This window comes from Citrobacter sp. Cu096 (assembly GCF_030332285.1).
GTDB lineage: Bacteria > Pseudomonadota > Gammaproteobacteria > Enterobacterales > Enterobacteriaceae > Citrobacter > Citrobacter meridianamericanus.
The window spans coordinates 229,976-244,480 of record NZ_JAOWID010000029.1 but is presented as its reverse complement, the minus strand read 5'-3'; the positions used below and the strand labels follow the sequence as shown (position 1 = coordinate 244,480).

15 protein-coding genes are annotated in these 14,505 nt (G+C 52.4%); 9 read left to right on the top strand and 6 right to left on the bottom strand.

Annotated elements, in window-relative coordinates; all coding sequences use genetic code 11:
- Nucleotides 1–6 precede the first annotated feature (6 nt).
- The 4 genes from OGX99_RS14025 to OGX99_RS14010 are packed head-to-tail and all read left to right on the top strand — an operon-like array spanning nucleotide 7 to nucleotide 3,484.
- Entirely contained in the window at nucleotides 7–1,284 is a 1,278-nt protein-coding gene (locus OGX99_RS14025; protein ID WP_187258983.1) for a zinc-binding dehydrogenase, read from the top strand.
- Nucleotides 1,281–2,252, top strand: a complete 972-nt coding sequence (gene glpX, locus OGX99_RS14020) for a class II fructose-bisphosphatase (RefSeq protein WP_151218343.1) — start codon at nucleotides 1,281–1,283, stop codon at nucleotides 2,250–2,252. Before OGX99_RS14025 ends, glpX begins: the two co-directional genes overlap by 4 nt.
- A 15-nt stretch (nucleotides 2,253–2,267) precedes the next feature.
- Nucleotides 2,268–2,777, top strand: a complete 510-nt coding sequence (locus OGX99_RS14015) for an MltR family transcriptional regulator (RefSeq protein ID WP_016154381.1) — start codon at nucleotides 2,268–2,270, stop codon at nucleotides 2,775–2,777.
- The gene (locus OGX99_RS14010) at nucleotides 2,774–3,484 is read left to right on the top strand and encodes a nucleoside/nucleotide kinase family protein (RefSeq protein WP_151218342.1); all 711 of its coding nucleotides are present in this window, start codon (nucleotides 2,774–2,776) and stop codon (nucleotides 3,482–3,484) included. The genes OGX99_RS14015 and OGX99_RS14010 overlap by 4 nt, the downstream gene beginning before the upstream one ends.
- Here OGX99_RS14010 and OGX99_RS14005 read toward each other — a convergent pair.
- From OGX99_RS14005 to OGX99_RS13985, 5 genes are read right to left on the bottom strand one after another with little or no spacing between them, the layout of a single operon-like run.
- On the bottom strand, nucleotides 3,441–4,124 hold the full coding sequence (locus tag OGX99_RS14005) for an ABC transporter ATP-binding protein (RefSeq protein WP_151218341.1): 684 nt from the start codon (nucleotides 4,122–4,124) through the stop codon (nucleotides 3,441–3,443). The two genes, OGX99_RS14010 and OGX99_RS14005, sit on opposite strands and share 44 nt — an antisense overlap.
- Complete coding sequence (locus OGX99_RS14000) at nucleotides 4,118–4,795, bottom strand: ABC transporter ATP-binding protein (RefSeq protein WP_286543918.1); 678 nt, start codon at nucleotides 4,793–4,795, stop codon at nucleotides 4,118–4,120. Before OGX99_RS14000 ends, OGX99_RS14005 begins: the two co-directional genes overlap by 7 nt.
- Entirely contained in the window at nucleotides 4,783–5,490 is a 708-nt protein-coding gene (locus tag OGX99_RS13995; RefSeq protein WP_286543916.1) for an energy-coupling factor transporter transmembrane component T, read from the bottom strand. The genes OGX99_RS14000 and OGX99_RS13995 overlap by 13 nt, the downstream gene beginning before the upstream one ends.
- Complete coding sequence (locus OGX99_RS13990) at nucleotides 5,491–6,069, bottom strand: ECF transporter S component (protein WP_003027040.1); 579 nt, start codon at nucleotides 6,067–6,069, stop codon at nucleotides 5,491–5,493.
- A 24-nt stretch (nucleotides 6,070–6,093) separates the two neighbouring features.
- Complete coding sequence (locus tag OGX99_RS13985) at nucleotides 6,094–6,519, bottom strand: PPC domain-containing DNA-binding protein (RefSeq protein ID WP_187253178.1); 426 nt, start codon at nucleotides 6,517–6,519, stop codon at nucleotides 6,094–6,096.
- A 374-nt stretch (nucleotides 6,520–6,893) separates the two neighbouring features.
- Between OGX99_RS13985 and epd the strand changes: the two genes are divergently transcribed.
- The 3 genes from epd (at nucleotide 6,894) to fbaA (ending at nucleotide 10,293) form a co-directional block, all read left to right on the top strand.
- A complete protein-coding gene (gene epd, locus OGX99_RS13980; protein ID WP_003027035.1) occupies nucleotides 6,894–7,922 on the top strand; it encodes an erythrose-4-phosphate dehydrogenase in 1,029 nt (342 codons plus the stop codon).
- A 39-nt stretch (nucleotides 7,923–7,961) separates the two neighbouring features.
- Nucleotides 7,962–9,125 carry a phosphoglycerate kinase gene (gene pgk, locus OGX99_RS13975; protein ID WP_003027032.1) on the top strand — a complete coding sequence of 388 codons (1,164 nt, stop codon included), beginning with the start codon at nucleotides 7,962–7,964 and terminating at the stop codon, nucleotides 9,123–9,125.
- Between the two features lie 88 nt (nucleotides 9,126–9,213).
- The gene (gene fbaA / locus OGX99_RS13970) at nucleotides 9,214–10,293 is read left to right on the top strand and encodes a class II fructose-bisphosphate aldolase (RefSeq protein ID WP_286543911.1); all 1,080 of its coding nucleotides are present in this window, start codon (nucleotides 9,214–9,216) and stop codon (nucleotides 10,291–10,293) included.
- 60 nt (nucleotides 10,294–10,353) lie between these two features.
- Here fbaA and OGX99_RS13965 read toward each other — a convergent pair whose 3' ends face one another.
- On the bottom strand, nucleotides 10,354–11,259 hold the full coding sequence (locus tag OGX99_RS13965; RefSeq protein ID WP_151218336.1) for a carbamate kinase: 906 nt from the start codon (nucleotides 11,257–11,259) through the stop codon (nucleotides 10,354–10,356).
- A 338-nt stretch (nucleotides 11,260–11,597) separates the two neighbouring features.
- Between OGX99_RS13965 and OGX99_RS13960 the strand changes: the two genes are divergently transcribed.
- Together OGX99_RS13960 and OGX99_RS13955 are read left to right on the top strand one after the other, a co-directional pair.
- A complete protein-coding gene (locus OGX99_RS13960) occupies nucleotides 11,598–12,821 on the top strand; it encodes an MFS transporter (protein WP_151218335.1) in 1,224 nt (407 codons plus the stop codon).
- Nucleotides 12,822–12,834: 13 nt separating this feature from the next.
- Nucleotides 12,835–14,496, top strand: a complete 1,662-nt coding sequence (locus OGX99_RS13955) for an acyl-CoA synthetase FdrA (protein WP_187258977.1) — start codon at nucleotides 12,835–12,837, stop codon at nucleotides 14,494–14,496.
- Nucleotides 14,497–14,505 lie beyond the last annotated feature (9 nt).

The following is a 14,505-nucleotide window of genomic DNA, read 5'->3' as shown; positions in this document are numbered from 1 at the left end:
GTAAGTATGAAAACGAAAGTGGCTGCCATATATGGTAAGCAGGATATTCGGATCCGTGAATTTGAGTTGCCTGCAATTACAGATAACGAATTGTTAGTAAACGTAATATCCGATAGCGTTTGTTTATCCACCTGGAAAGCGGCGGCTTTGGGGAGCGAGCATAAACGCGTGCCGGACGATCTGGAAAATCATCCGGTTATTACCGGACATGAATGTGCAGGTATCATTGTTGAGGTAGGAAAAAACCTGACGGATAAATATAAGAAAGGTCAGCGTTTTGTGTTGCAACCCGCGATGGGATTGCCAAGTGGATATTCCGCGGGATACAGCTACGAATATTTTGGCGGTAATGCGACATATATGATTATCCCGGAGGTGGCGATTAATCTGGGATGCGTTTTACCTTACCACGGCTCTTATTTTGCCGCCGCCTCATTGGCAGAACCAATGTGCTGCATTATTGGCGCGTATAACGCGAATTTTCACACCACACCTTACGTTTATGAGCATCGCATGGGGATTAAGCCAGGCGGAAGCATTGCGCTTCTGGCCTGCGCCGGGCCGATGGGCATCGGCGCAATTGATTATGCCATTAACGGCAGTATTCAGCCGTCACGTGTGGTGGTGGTCGATATTGATGAAGCACGACTTGCGCAGGCTAAAAAACTGTTGCCGGTTGAGCTGGCGGCAGAAAAAGGGATTGAACTTATCTATGTGAATACGACCGGCATGGATTCTCCGACCACGATGCTGCGTGCGTTAACTCATGACGCAGGTTTTGATGATGTCTTTGTGTATGCGGCAGTACCTGCAGTCATTGAAATGGCCGATGATTTACTCGCGGAAGATGGCTGCCTGAATTTCTTTGCTGGTCCGACGGACAGCAACTTTAAAGTGCCGTTTAATTTTTACAACGTGCACTACAACAGCACTCACGTTGTCGGAACCTCTGGTGGATCAACGGATGATATGAAGGAGGCTATTGCGCTCAGTGCAACCGGCCAGCTACAACCCTCGTTTATGGTGACGCACATTGGCGGCCTTGATGCGGTTCCGGAAACCGTATTGAATTTACCGGCAATTCCTGGCGGTAAAAAGCTGATATATAACGGCGTAACCATGCCGCTAACCGCCATTGCTGATTTTGCCGAGAAAGGGAAAACTGACCCATTATTCAAAGAGCTGGCGCTGCTGGTGGAGGAAACGCACGGCATCTGGAACGAAAAGGCAGAAAAATACCTGCTGGCACACTTCGGCGTTGATATCGGGGAGGCGGCGATATGATGTCGCTGGCATGGCCGCTATTTCGTATCACGGAGCAGGCTGCGCTGGCAGCCTGGCCGCAAACCGGGTGCGGCGATAAAAACAAGATTGATGGTCTGGCCGTGACGGCAATGCGCGAAGCATTGAACAGTGTTGCCATCCGCGGACGAATCGTCATTGGCGAAGGGGAGATTGATCGCGCCCCGATGCTGTGGATTGGTGAGGAAGTGGGAACAGGCGCTGGACCTGAGGTCGATATTGCCGTCGATCCTATTGAAGGCACGCGAATGGTGGCGATGGGGCAATGCAATGCGCTGGCTGTCATGGCGTTTGCCCCTCGCGGCAGTTTGTTACACGCCCCTGATATGTACATGAAAAAACTGGTTGTTAATCGGTATGCAAAAGGGGCGATTAATCTGGCGCTGCCGTTGGCAGACAATCTGCGCAATGTGGCTGAGGTGTTGGACAAACCGCTGGAGCGACTGCGGATGGTGACGCTGGATAAACCGCGTCTTCAACCGGCGATTGCCGAAGCGACAAGACTTGGCGTCAAAGTCTTTGCGCTGCCCGACGGCGATGTAGCCGCAAGCGTGTTGGCCTGTATGCAGGAAAATCCCTATGACCTGATGTATACCATTGGGGGGGCACCTGAAGGGGTTATTTCAGCTTGTGCAGTTAAAGCGCTGGGGGGCGACATGCAGGCTGAACTGATTGATTTTTGCGCGGCGAAAGGAGATAGCGCAGATAATCGTCTGATTGCGGCACAGGAACGTCAGCGCTGCATGGAAATGGGCGTCGAGATTAACCGTATCTATGCGCTCGACGAACTGGTAGGGGGAAATAAGATCCTCTTCAGCGCGACGGGGGTCACGGGCGGCGATCTTGTGAAAGGGATCCAACAGGTTGCGAATGGTGTGCGCACGCAAACTTTACTGATCGGCGGCGCGGATCGAACGTGTAATATAATAGACTCTCTGCATTCATGGTGATTTATCGGATAACTAATGACGACGCTGACAGAAGACGATGTGCTTGAGCAACTGGATGCTCAAAATAATTTACTTTCGTTTATGACGACGGCACATAACATTTTGCTCCAGGGCATTAAGCGCTTTCTGCCGTCGCTGTTCGTTAATAACGATGAAGAGATCGTGGAATATGCAGTGAAGCCGTTGCTCGCTCAGAGTGGACCGCTTGACGATATCGACGTTGCGTTACGTCTGATTTATGCGCTGGGAAAAATGGATAAATGGCTTTATGCCGACATCACCCATTTTTCCCAGTTTTATCAGTACCTGAACGAGCAGGATAATATTCCCGGTTTTGCCGATGACATCACCTGGGATTTTGTCAGCAACGTGAACAGTATTACCCGCAACGCAACGCTGTACGGCGCGCTGGAGTCAATGAAATTTGCCGACTTTGCTGCGTGGTCCGAGGTGCGCTTTAGCGCAATGGTCAAGACGGCAATGACGCTGGCGGTGACGGCGATTTTAAAGGAATTAACGCCGTGAAAATCGAACTAACGGTGAATGGGCTCCAGGTTGAAGCACATTACCATGATGATGAGATAGAGAACGTCCACAAACCGTTATTACAGCAACTGGCAAAAATACAGGCCGCTAATCCGCAGCGACGTACGATAGTTTTTCTCTGCGCGCCACCGGGTACGGGTAAATCGACGCTGACTACCTTCTGGGAATATCTCTGCGCTCAGGATCCTTGTCTGCCGGAGATCCAGACGCTGCCGATGGATGGCTTCCATCACTACAACAGCTGGCTGGATGCCCATAACCTGCGGGCATACAAAGGTGCGCCGGAAACCTTTGATGTGGATAAGCTTGCGCAGAATCTACGCCAGATAAGGGAAGGGGAAGGCTTCTGGCCGCAATACGATAGGCAAAAGCACGATCCGGTCGAAGAGGCCATACGGGTGACTGCGCCGATGGTGATTGTGGAGGGAAACTGGTTATTGCGCAATGATGACAGATGGCGAGCGTTAGCCGAGTTTTGTGATTACTCGTTGTTTATTCGCGCTCCAGCCAATGCGCTGCGTACGCGACTGGTAGGCCGTAAACTGGCTGGCGGACTCTCACAAGCTGACGCTGAGGCATTTTATGAGCGTACCGACGGACCGAATGTTCGTCGGGTGCTGGAAGATAGCCTGCCAGCAGATCTTATGCTGGAGATGTCGCTTGAGGGCGCATATCGGACGGCGTGAGATTTTTGTTGTGTAGCCGTACTACGCGCGAAAAATGGCGCTGCGTAAATGCAGCGTCATGACTGATCGCTACAACGCTGGCACCACGCGCACGACACACTGCCAGCCAGTTTTCGAAGACGCCAAGCCAGTGCGCATCAAAGTCCCGGCTGGGCTCATCCAGCAGTAGAATAGTGGGGGCGAGGGCTTCCAGGCTGGCGACGGCAACCATGCGTCGTTGTGCAGTATGCAGATCGAGCGGGTGCACGCCGGCGACATCCTCTAACTGACATAATCGCAGCGCCGCCATTGTGCGTTGCGCAATTTCAGTCGCCGGAAGCTTCTGTAGCCGTAATCCGAATGCGACTTCCTCTGCAACCTTGCTGTGAAAAATTTGATTCTCCGCCTCCTGAAACAATACGCCGAGCACCCTGGCACGCTCCCGATTTTTCAGTTGCGCAATCGCGCGATTCTGCACGGTTATTGTGCCGGATGAAGGCGTCAGTAGCCCGGCCATGATGCGCAGAAGCGTGGATTTTCCTGCCCCATTATCGCCCGTTAGCGCCAGCCATTCACCCTCCTGGAGTTCCAGCGAAATATTGTGTAAGCAGTCATCGGCGGCGTTCGGCCAGCGAAAACTGACCTGGTCTAGCGTTAGCATAGTGGTGACAATGCTCCGTCGCGCAGCTGCCATGCCTGCTGGCAGTAGCTGAGAAAAGGTGAAGGGTTGCGTTCGAAAAGTATTACCAAAGCATGTCGTTCCTGTGCCCATTGTTGCAGTCGCGCCAGCAGCATTGCCGTGGCTTGCGCCGTCAGGCGGCTGAACGCTTCATCCAGAATCAATATTTTCGGCTGCATGGCGAGTGCGCTGGCAATGACTACCCGTTGGGTTTCCCCGCCGGAAAGGGTACCGGGATGACGATGGCGCAGGGGCTGACATTCTGTCAGCGTCAGGGCGGCATCTATGCGCTGCATAATTTCAACCTCAGTAAGGCAGAGATTTTCCGGGCCAAATGCCACTTCTTCCTCCACGCTGAAAGTACAACCTGAAAGCTGCAGGTAAGGTGACTGCTGCACAAGCTGGATGGTACTCGACTGCTCGACCAGCGACAGTTGCCCGATGGGATTACCCAGGAGCGTGCCTGTGCCTTCAATATCTCCCGGAAGGAAATCGGGGTACCAGCCAGCCATCAGCTGCGCCAGTGTGCTTTTCCCGCTGCCGTTCTCGCCAAAAACAGCCACCATACCCGGTCTGGCGTAATGGAAGTCGTAACAGACGGATGGCCGCATAGCGTGCGTTGGAATATAGCGAAACTGCTCTAACGTAACCATATCCAGACTCCGGTCTCAACCGCCATCAGAACTGCCATGCCGTAGCGGGCCAGACGTTGTAAGGTGCTGTCTGGCGGCGCCCAAAGCGTGGTGCGAGTGCGATGCAGGCGAAATCCCCGCATATCGAGCGCTGCACCGCGAACGGCCAGGTCATTGAGCGCGTTATGGGTAAGCGGCACAATCAATGCCGGCATGGCGCGTAAACGCTGGTACCAGGACTCATCCAGCGGTACGCCGCGTGCGCGCTGAGCCTCATGAATTATTGCCAGCTGTCGTTTGAGTTGTTCAACCACCAGCAGCGGGCCAGCAAACAGGTAGGCAACGCCTGGTGGCAGACGGGAAGCGAACAGGGCACGCATAAAGCGCGAAACCGGTACGTACTGCATCCATATCTGCGATGTCGACACAATGGCCAGGATCCTCAGCCAGAGCGTAACGGCATTGGCCCAGCGCTCTGGCGTGCGTGGCTGTCCGCTAATCCACTCGGTAAGCCATCCGCCGTGTACCAGCCATAGCCCCAGCCCTAAGGGGATCATCAGCCAAAGTACGTATTTCACTCGCGACCGCGTAGCCTTCATACATAACAAACTGACGAACGTCGCGGCGCCGTACAAGCTGAGCGGCACTCCGGCTGGCAGCAGGAGCGTGGAGCAGGCGGCAAGCGCCCACAGAGTTAACGACGTAAACGGATGCATTTAGCGCACGGCAGACATCGTAGGGAAATGACGCGTGGTGCGCAGCGGAAGTTGTCGCAGCAGCACCCAGACGATGATTGCCGTGAGGATTTTATCGACCAGATTCGCACCGATGACGGTGATGGCGACGGACTCCACCAGGTTCTGACCGACCGAGTGCATCCAGGCAACAAAAAGATCGGCACCGCTGCCAGTGACGCCGCCAAACAGGGTCGTGCGAATCGGCACGGCAACGAGGGTCACGGCAAGTGTGATGATCACGCCGCTGACCACGACTTTGGGTAAGGTGCGAAACCATCCAGCCCGTGCCAGCCAACCGGCAACCAGTCCAATAACCATCGCCACAGGCGCGAAGGCGGCGGCAATAGGATCGGTCAAAAGCCCCCACAACAGGTTAGTGAGTAATCCGGTTAGCATCCCCACGACCGGGCCTAACAGCACCGCGCTGATCAACGTGCCAATCGAGTCGAGAAAAATAGGCAATTTCAACATGCTGATGAGTTGCCCGCCGACCATGTTGATGGCGATAGCAATGACAATAAGTACCAGAGACTGGCTGGAAAATTGGCGACGCGCCATAGAAAACCTCGAATAAGTGAAGCGTTAGCGGGATGAAATAACCAGTTCGTCATAACCGGAGACGGCGCAGGGCTGTCGGCTGAATGCCAGAGACGCCAACTCGCCAATCACCAGTTCCAGCGTGGTTCGCACGGTACAACCCGGCATCATGTGTCCGCCCAGCATCGCGCCGTGCTGGTCGGCAATCGCCAGATGGAGATGCTCGCCGGTAAGTTCCAGCGTGCCGTTCAGAGAGATAATTTCCCACGTCCCCGTGTGTAAGGTGGTTTCTTCACATCCGGCGAAGCGCAGAGCAACGTTGGTCAAACTGCCGGTGCAACCCGCTATCCAGGCTGCCTGTAGTTGATGTTGCTGGATAAACGCATGTAGCGCTGAAAAGACTTCCTCGCCGGGTAGTAAACGCAGCGCATGAAAGCGAGCTTCAGATGGTTGGGAATAGAATGTTGTCATAGTTGAGGAACTCCGAGACTCGGACGTAGCGCTGATAATATAGACGCGGGTTAAGGCGCTTTCTGATATAAATCAGGATTTGTGACATGGCAATGAAATAATCTTGCTACGGTTATTCGTAATTCTGGAATATGGAATAAAAGTCGCGTTGAAGAACGTTAAAATGTGACGTAAGTCAGATAACTGTGTTCTGTTGCTGGACAATCATTCCTTTTATTCCGCGTTTCGCTTATTCTAGCTGAAGCGTTTCAGTCGATTAAATGTTCGACAATTAACCAATTAGTCGCAGTTTGCGACAGGTAAGGTTTCCCTGAGCGATTTGCTGCATTACTCTGTCTGCCACATCGTTTCTGAGAAATCCTTGCAGGAGACCTATGACCGTACGCGTAGCGATTAATGGTTTCGGTCGCATCGGACGCAACGTGGTTCGTGCTTTGTATGAATCCGGGCGTCGGGCGGAAATCACCGTGGTGGCAATCAACGAACTGGCGGATGCTGCAGGCATGGCGCATTTGTTGAAATATGACACCAGCCATGGGCGTTTTGCCTGGGATGTTCGTCAGGAACGAGACCAGCTCATCGTTGGCGATGATGCGATCCGCATTCTGCATGAGCGAACGCTCGATGCGCTTCCATGGCGCGAACTGGGTGTCGACGTTGTGCTGGATTGTACGGGGGTCTTCGGCAGTCGCGAACACGGAGAGGCGCATATTGCCGCCGGCGCAAAGAAAGTGCTCTTTTCACATCCTGGTAGTCACGACATCGACGCAACCGTTGTGTTTGGCGTTAATCAGGATCAGCTGCGCGCTGAGCACCGGATCGTTTCCAATGCCTCCTGCACCACGAATTGTATAATACCCGTCATTAAATTGCTGGATGATGCTTACGGCATTGAGTCTGGTACCGTCACCACGATCCACTCCGCGATGCACGATCAGCAGGTTATTGATGCTTATCATCCTGACTTGCGTCGCACACGAGCGGCCAGTCAGTCGATCATTCCGGTTGATACTAAACTGGCGGCGGGCATCACGAGAATTTTCCCGCAGTTTAACGATCGTTTTGAAGCGATTGCGGTGCGTGTACCAACCATAAATGTGACGGCGATCGACTTAAGCGTGACGGTGAAAAAACCAGTAAAAGCCAGTGAAGTCAACCAGTTGCTGCAAAAAGCAGCACAGGGTGCATTTCATGGTATAGTTGACTATACGGAATTACCGTTGGTCTCTGTAGATTTTAACCACGACCCGCACAGCGCCATCGTTGATGGTACGCAAACGCGCGTGAGTGGCGCTCACCTGATCAAAACGCTGGTCTGGTGTGATAATGAATGGGGCTTTGCTAACCGTATGCTCGACACGACGTTAGCGATGGCTGCTATTGGTTTCAGGCTCGACGCTTGAGCGTCGACAAAACTTTATGAATCAACGAGAGGATTCACCATGTCTGTAATTAAGATGACCGATCTGGATCTGGCTGGTAAACGCGTTTTTATCCGTGCGGACCTGAACGTACCAGTTAAAGAAGGGAAAGTAACCAGCGATGCACGTATTCGTGCTTCCCTGCCGACCATCGAACTGGCCCTGAAACAGGGTGCTAAAGTGATGGTAACTTCCCACCTGGGTCGTCCTACCGAAGGCGAGTACAACGAAGAATTCTCTCTGCTGCCGGTTGTTAACTACCTGAAAGACAAACTGTCTGCTCCGGTTCGCCTGGTAAAAGATTACCTGGACGGCGTTGAAGTCGCTGCCGGTGAACTGGTTGTTCTGGAAAACGTTCGCTTTAACAAAGGCGAGAAGAAAGACGACGAAGCACTGTCCAAAAAATATGCTGCTCTGTGCGACGTATTCGTTATGGACGCTTTCGGTACTGCTCACCGTGCGCAGGCGTCTACTCACGGTATCGGTAAATTCGCCGATGTAGCTTGTGCAGGTCCGCTGTTGGCTGCCGAGCTGGATGCACTGGGTAAAGCGCTGAAAGAACCTGCTCGTCCGATGGTTGCTATCGTTGGTGGTTCTAAAGTTTCTACCAAACTGACCGTTCTGGACTCCCTGTCAAAAATCGCTGACCAGCTGATTGTTGGCGGTGGTATCGCGAACACCTTCGTTGCTGCTCAAGGCCACAACGTGGGCAAATCTCTGTACGAAGCAGATCTCGTTGACGAAGCTAAGCGTCTGCTGACCACTTGCGACATTCCGGTTCCGACCGACGTTCGCGTAGCGACTGAATTCTCTGAAACCGCACCGGCTACTCTGAAATCCGTTAGCGACGTTAAAGAAGACGAACAGATCCTGGACATCGGCGACGCTTCTGCACAGCAGTTGGCTGACATCCTGAAGAATGCGAAAACCATTCTGTGGAACGGCCCGGTTGGCGTGTTCGAATTCCCGAACTTCCGCAAAGGTACTGAAATCGTTGCTAATGCCATCGCAGACAGCGAAGCGTTCTCTATCGCAGGCGGTGGTGACACCCTGGCAGCAATCGACCTGTTCGGCATTGCTGACAAAATCTCCTACATCTCTACTGGCGGCGGCGCATTCCTCGAATTCGTCGAAGGTAAAGTACTGCCAGCAGTAGCCATGCTCGAAGAGCGTGCTAAAAAGTAAGAATTTAATGGGCAGGGAAACCTGCCCTTATTTTAGCGCGCTTTAGGGCGCGCGCCCTTTCCAAGGCCGAAGATACAGGACTCGTAAAATGTCTAAAATTTTTGATTTCGTAAAACCAGGCGTAATCACTGGTGATGACGTACAGAAAGTTTTCCAGGTAGCTAAAGAAAACAACTTTGCTCTGCCAGCTGTTAACTGCGTGGGTACCGACTCCATCAACGCCGTTTTGGAAACTGCTGCAAAAGTTAAAGCGCCGGTAATCGTACAATTCTCCAACGGTGGTGCTTCTTTCATCGCGGGTAAAGGCGTGAAGTCCGACATTCCTCAGGGTGCTGCAATCCTGGGTGCTATCTCTGGCGCGCATCACGTTCACCAGATGGCTGAGCACTACGGTGTTCCGGTTATCCTGCACACTGACCACTGCGCGAAGAAACTGCTGCCGTGGATCGACGGTCTGCTGGACGCGGGTGAAAAACACTTCGCAGCAACCGGCAAACCGCTGTTCTCTTCTCATATGATCGACCTGTCTGAAGAGTCTCTGGAAGAGAACATCGAAATCTGCTCCAAATATCTGGCACGCATGTCCAAAATGGGCATGACTCTGGAAATCGAACTGGGTTGCACCGGTGGTGAAGAAGACGGTGTGGATAACAGCCACATGGACGCTTCTGCACTGTACACCCAGCCGGAAGACGTTGATTACGCGTACACTGAGCTGAGCAAAATCAGCCCGCGTTTCACCATCGCTGCGTCCTTCGGTAACGTACACGGCGTTTACAAGCCGGGTAACGTCGTTCTGACCCCGACCATCCTGCGCGATTCTCAGGACTATGTTTCTAAGAAACATAACCTGTCGCACAACAGCCTGAACTTCGTCTTCCACGGCGGTTCCGGTTCTACTGCTCAGGAAATTAAAGACTCCGTAAGCTACGGCGTAGTGAAAATGAACATCGACACCGATACCCAATGGGCTACCTGGGAAGGCGTTCTGAACTACTACAAAGCAAACGAAGCTTACCTGCAGGGCCAGTTGGGCAACCCGAAAGGCGAAGATCAGCCGAACAAGAAATACTACGATCCGCGCGTATGGCTGCGTGCTGGTCAGGCAACCATGATCACCCGTCTGGAACAGGCTTTCAAAGAACTGAACGCGGTTGACGTTCTGTAATTCAGTCTGCTGATGACAACAAAAAGGCTTCCGCTGGGAAGCCTTTTTGTTCTTCGCGGTTTACTGTGTCACGCAAGTGCCTTTTTCTCCGGCCAGAATCTGCGGAGCATCTTTCAGAGCGCCGATAAATGCCGCGTTGCCGGTCTGTTTGACAAATTGCATCACCGCCGCCGCTTTAGGCCCCATCGCACCATCAGGTGCAGCAAATGGCGTAAGTTCCTCAACGGTAGCATGTCGTAGTGCACGTGCTTGCGGAGTTCCCCAGTTTTCATACACGGCATCGGCGTCTGTCAGGATCAGCAGATGGTCGGCGTTGATGGATTGTGCCAGAACGGCAGCAGTCAAATCCTTATCAATGACGGCTTCGGTTCCTTGGTAACCATCACCCTGTGCAATAACCGGAATGCCGCCGCCGCCACAGCAAACCACAGTATGTCCCGCATCCATCAGCGTACGGATGGCGTCGCTATCGAGAATTTTCAGCGGAGTTGGTGAGGGAACCACGCGGCGAATATATTGCCCATCGGTTTTCATCTGCCAGCCATAGCGTGCTTCCAGCTCAGCCTGTTGATCCGGTTGATACACGGGGCCAATATACTTACCGGGAGCTGAGAAGGCTTCATCCTGCGGATCCACCTCAACCCGGGTCATAAGCGTTGTGACGGGAGAGTTGCCCGCGGATGACGCCAGTTCCTGAGTAATAGCGAAACCGATCATTCCCTGGCTTTCCGCGACCAGAATATCCAGCGGCCAGGCCGGGGATTCTTTGTATGCTGCATTCTGTAGCGCCAGCAGGCCAACCTGAGGGCCGTTACCATGAACAATGACCAACTGATAGTCACGGGCTAATTCGGCTGCCATCTCAGCAAATACCTGAATGCTCCGCCGCTGGTTTTCTGCGCTCAAAATTTCTCCGCGCTGTAATAACGCATTGCCGCCAAGAGCAATGACAATTCTCTTTTTCATTGAGGACCTCATTATGCAAATTATCTCGCGGTCAAAATAGCGTTTTATTACCTTTATTATGTGATGGGAACGACAGGTCAAATATCTACAAAAATAACTCGATAATTAATTATTATTTCAGTCTTTTTATTTAAATTGATTTGAAAATGATTATTAGACTTTTTTTAATAATACTATGGTCAGTTCCCAGGAATTTATAACAATGGATTTTGTGTGACTTTGTTCAAATGAAATGCATTTTTACCCCGATAAGGTAGGCGCAGTTAAAACATCAAACCTCACGTATCGTGTCAGGTAACATGGGGTATTCAGCGGTAATTATTACCGGGAGATTGCTTATGTCTGGTTCATATGAAGTGGCTGAGGCCACAAAGAAAAAGGGAATACCGGCCTGGTGGGTCACCGTTTTCCTGTTCTGGCTCGGATGGATTTTTATGTACGCCGACCGTACGGTGCTCAATCCGGTGATGGGCGAATTAGAAAAGGAATTTGGTTTAAGCGGCACACAGTTAGGTATTCTTAATTCCGTATTCTATTTTTCTTATGCTTTGCTTCAGGTTCCAGCCGGAATTCTGGGCGATAAAATTGGTAAGAAAAAAGTACTGGTTCCAGGATTTATTCTATTTGGTGTTTTCACCGCGGTAACCGGCTGGGCGAAAAGCTGGTATACACTGCTATTTGCTCGTGTGGTAACGGGGGCTGGAGAAGGAACCTACTACGGTCCGCAATACGGTCTCTCTTCCGAGCAGATCCCGAAGAAATATCGTTCTCTTGGCAGTGCGATCATCAACAGTGGTATGGCCTTTGGTATTGCGCTGGGTTTGATGACCTCAAGCTGGCTGGTATACGACCAGGGATATTCATGGCGTATGCCGTTTTATGCGATGGCGGTTCCCTCTGTGTTGGTCGGGGTGGCAATCTGGCTATTCGTGAAAGAGAAAAAACGCACCGCTGACGTCGATGGCGCGCCAGTGAAAAAAGGTAAGTTCAGCGACCTGCTGAAAAATCGTAACTTAATTATCACTTATATAATGGTGTTCTGTAGCCTGTTCGGTTTCTTCGTTATCCTGACCTGGCTTCCCTATTATCTGCAAAATGAGCGTGGAATCGCTGGTAGCGAAACCGGATTTATCTCTTCGCTGGTGGCCTGGATTTCAATTCCTGGCGCGCTGTTATTCTCTAGCCTGTCTGACAAATTAGGCAAACGTAAGCCATTAATTATGTTCCTGGTGCCAATAGCGATTATCAGCATGCTGTCAATTATTTGGATGCCGAATATGACAGGGGTAATCATTGCGCTGTGTGTCTATGGTCTGGTGGGTAAACTGGCGCTTGATCCAGTACTGGTTGCTCTGGTTGCTGACAGCGTGGATGAAAATAACTATAGCACCGCATTTGGTTTATTTAATTTCATCGGCATGAGCTCATCTATTCTTGCCCCCATTATTGCCGGCGCGGCACGTGATATGACCGGAAGCCTGGCTTCCAGCTTTTATGTTTCAGCCACTCTGCTGGCTATCGGTTTAGTTGCAATGCTGTTTTTAAAAGAAAAACGCACATAAAGAGGTAGCGGTAATGATTTACGCCTTTATTAAAAAGGGAAGTTTTCAGGATTCCGTCAGCCTGATGATCATTTCCCGAAAACTCAGTGAACGCCCGGAAGTCGATCAGGTTTCAGTCATGATGGGAACGCCAGCCAATAAATCGATGCTGGATTCCACCGGATTCTGGCACGACGACTTTGCTGACGCCACGCCAAACGATATTTGTGTCGCGGTCCGAACCGAACGCGAAGAGCTCGGGATATTGGATTTGATCCGTGAGCAGCTGGAAAAAGAGCTGAACGCGATTACCAATGCGTCGGGGAGTTCGCATCAACTGGTTAAAGCACGTCGCTTCGAAAGTGCGTGCCAGAAATTGCCTCAGGCTAATCTGTTGCTGATATCGGTCGCTGGGGAGTATGCCGCGTCCGTTGCCAAAGAGGGATTGTTGGCGAACAAAAACGTGATGCTCTTTTCCGATAACGTACCGCTGGAGCAAGAAGTTGAGCTGAAAACCTTGGCGCGCGAGCGCGGGCTTCTCGTCATGGGGCCAGACTGCGGAACGGCGATGATAGCCGGAAGTCCATTAGCTTTCGCCAACGTACTCCCTGAAGGCGGGATTGGCGTGATTGGCGCTTCAGGCACTGGGATTCAGGAAATTACTTCGCAGATTGCACTGCACCAGCAGGGCGTTAGCCACGCCATCGGTCTGGGGGGCCGCGACCTGAGTGCTGATGTTGGCGGTATCAGCGCATTGACCGCACTGGAAATGCTGGCTACGGATGATGCCACGCGTGTGATTGCATTTGTCTCTAAACCACCGTCACCGCAGGTACGAACCCGCATTATTGCCGCGATGCAAAACGTGGGTAAACCGGTTGTCGCGCTGTTTCTGGGAAGCAAGCCTGAGCAGCGTCGCGAAGGTAACGTCTGGCTGGCGAATTCACTTTCTGATGCTGCACAACTGGCGGTATTGCTGATGCGTGTGGCGCAGCAGAGACAGGTTCAACCTGAAGTGGCAGGTAAAGGTATTTACGGCCTGTACGCCGGCGGCACGTTGGCAGCTGAAGCCGCTATGTTGCTCTCTGCCGGGCTGGGAGTACCCGTTAGCGAAAGCCACGACCAGGGCGTGATGCTTGAAGGCGGTGGTCATCGCATTGTCGACCTGGGGGACGACAGCTACACCTTGGGCAGACCGCATCCGATGATTGACCCTACGACTCGCAGCATTGAGATCGAAAAACTGGCTGCGTTGCCGGATGTGGGCGTACTGCTTCTGGATGTTGTACTGGGCTATGGCGCCTGTGCTGACCCGGCTGGAGCGGTTGTTGAGGCGGTAGAGCAGGTGCGAGCCAAACGTGCCGCCCCGCTGGTGGTGATTGCCACTCTGACCGGAACCGATGCCGATCCGCAGGGGCGCGGTGGGCAGGCGGAGATACTTCGCGAGGCTGGGATAGCGGTGGTAGAAACGCTGGAAGAGGCAGTTTTACTCGCCGTCAACCTGACACATCACCAGGAACGTAGTATCCCGGCATCCCATAGCGCACTCCTTGACGGCGTACAGGTCATTAACGCCGGATTACGCAGCTTTGCGCTGGATCTGCAAAGCAGCGGTACGCCGGTTGTGCATTATCAGTGGGCGCCTGTTGCCGGTGGCAATGCCCGTCTTGCCAGTTTACTCAAACAGTTACATTAAGTTCAGAGG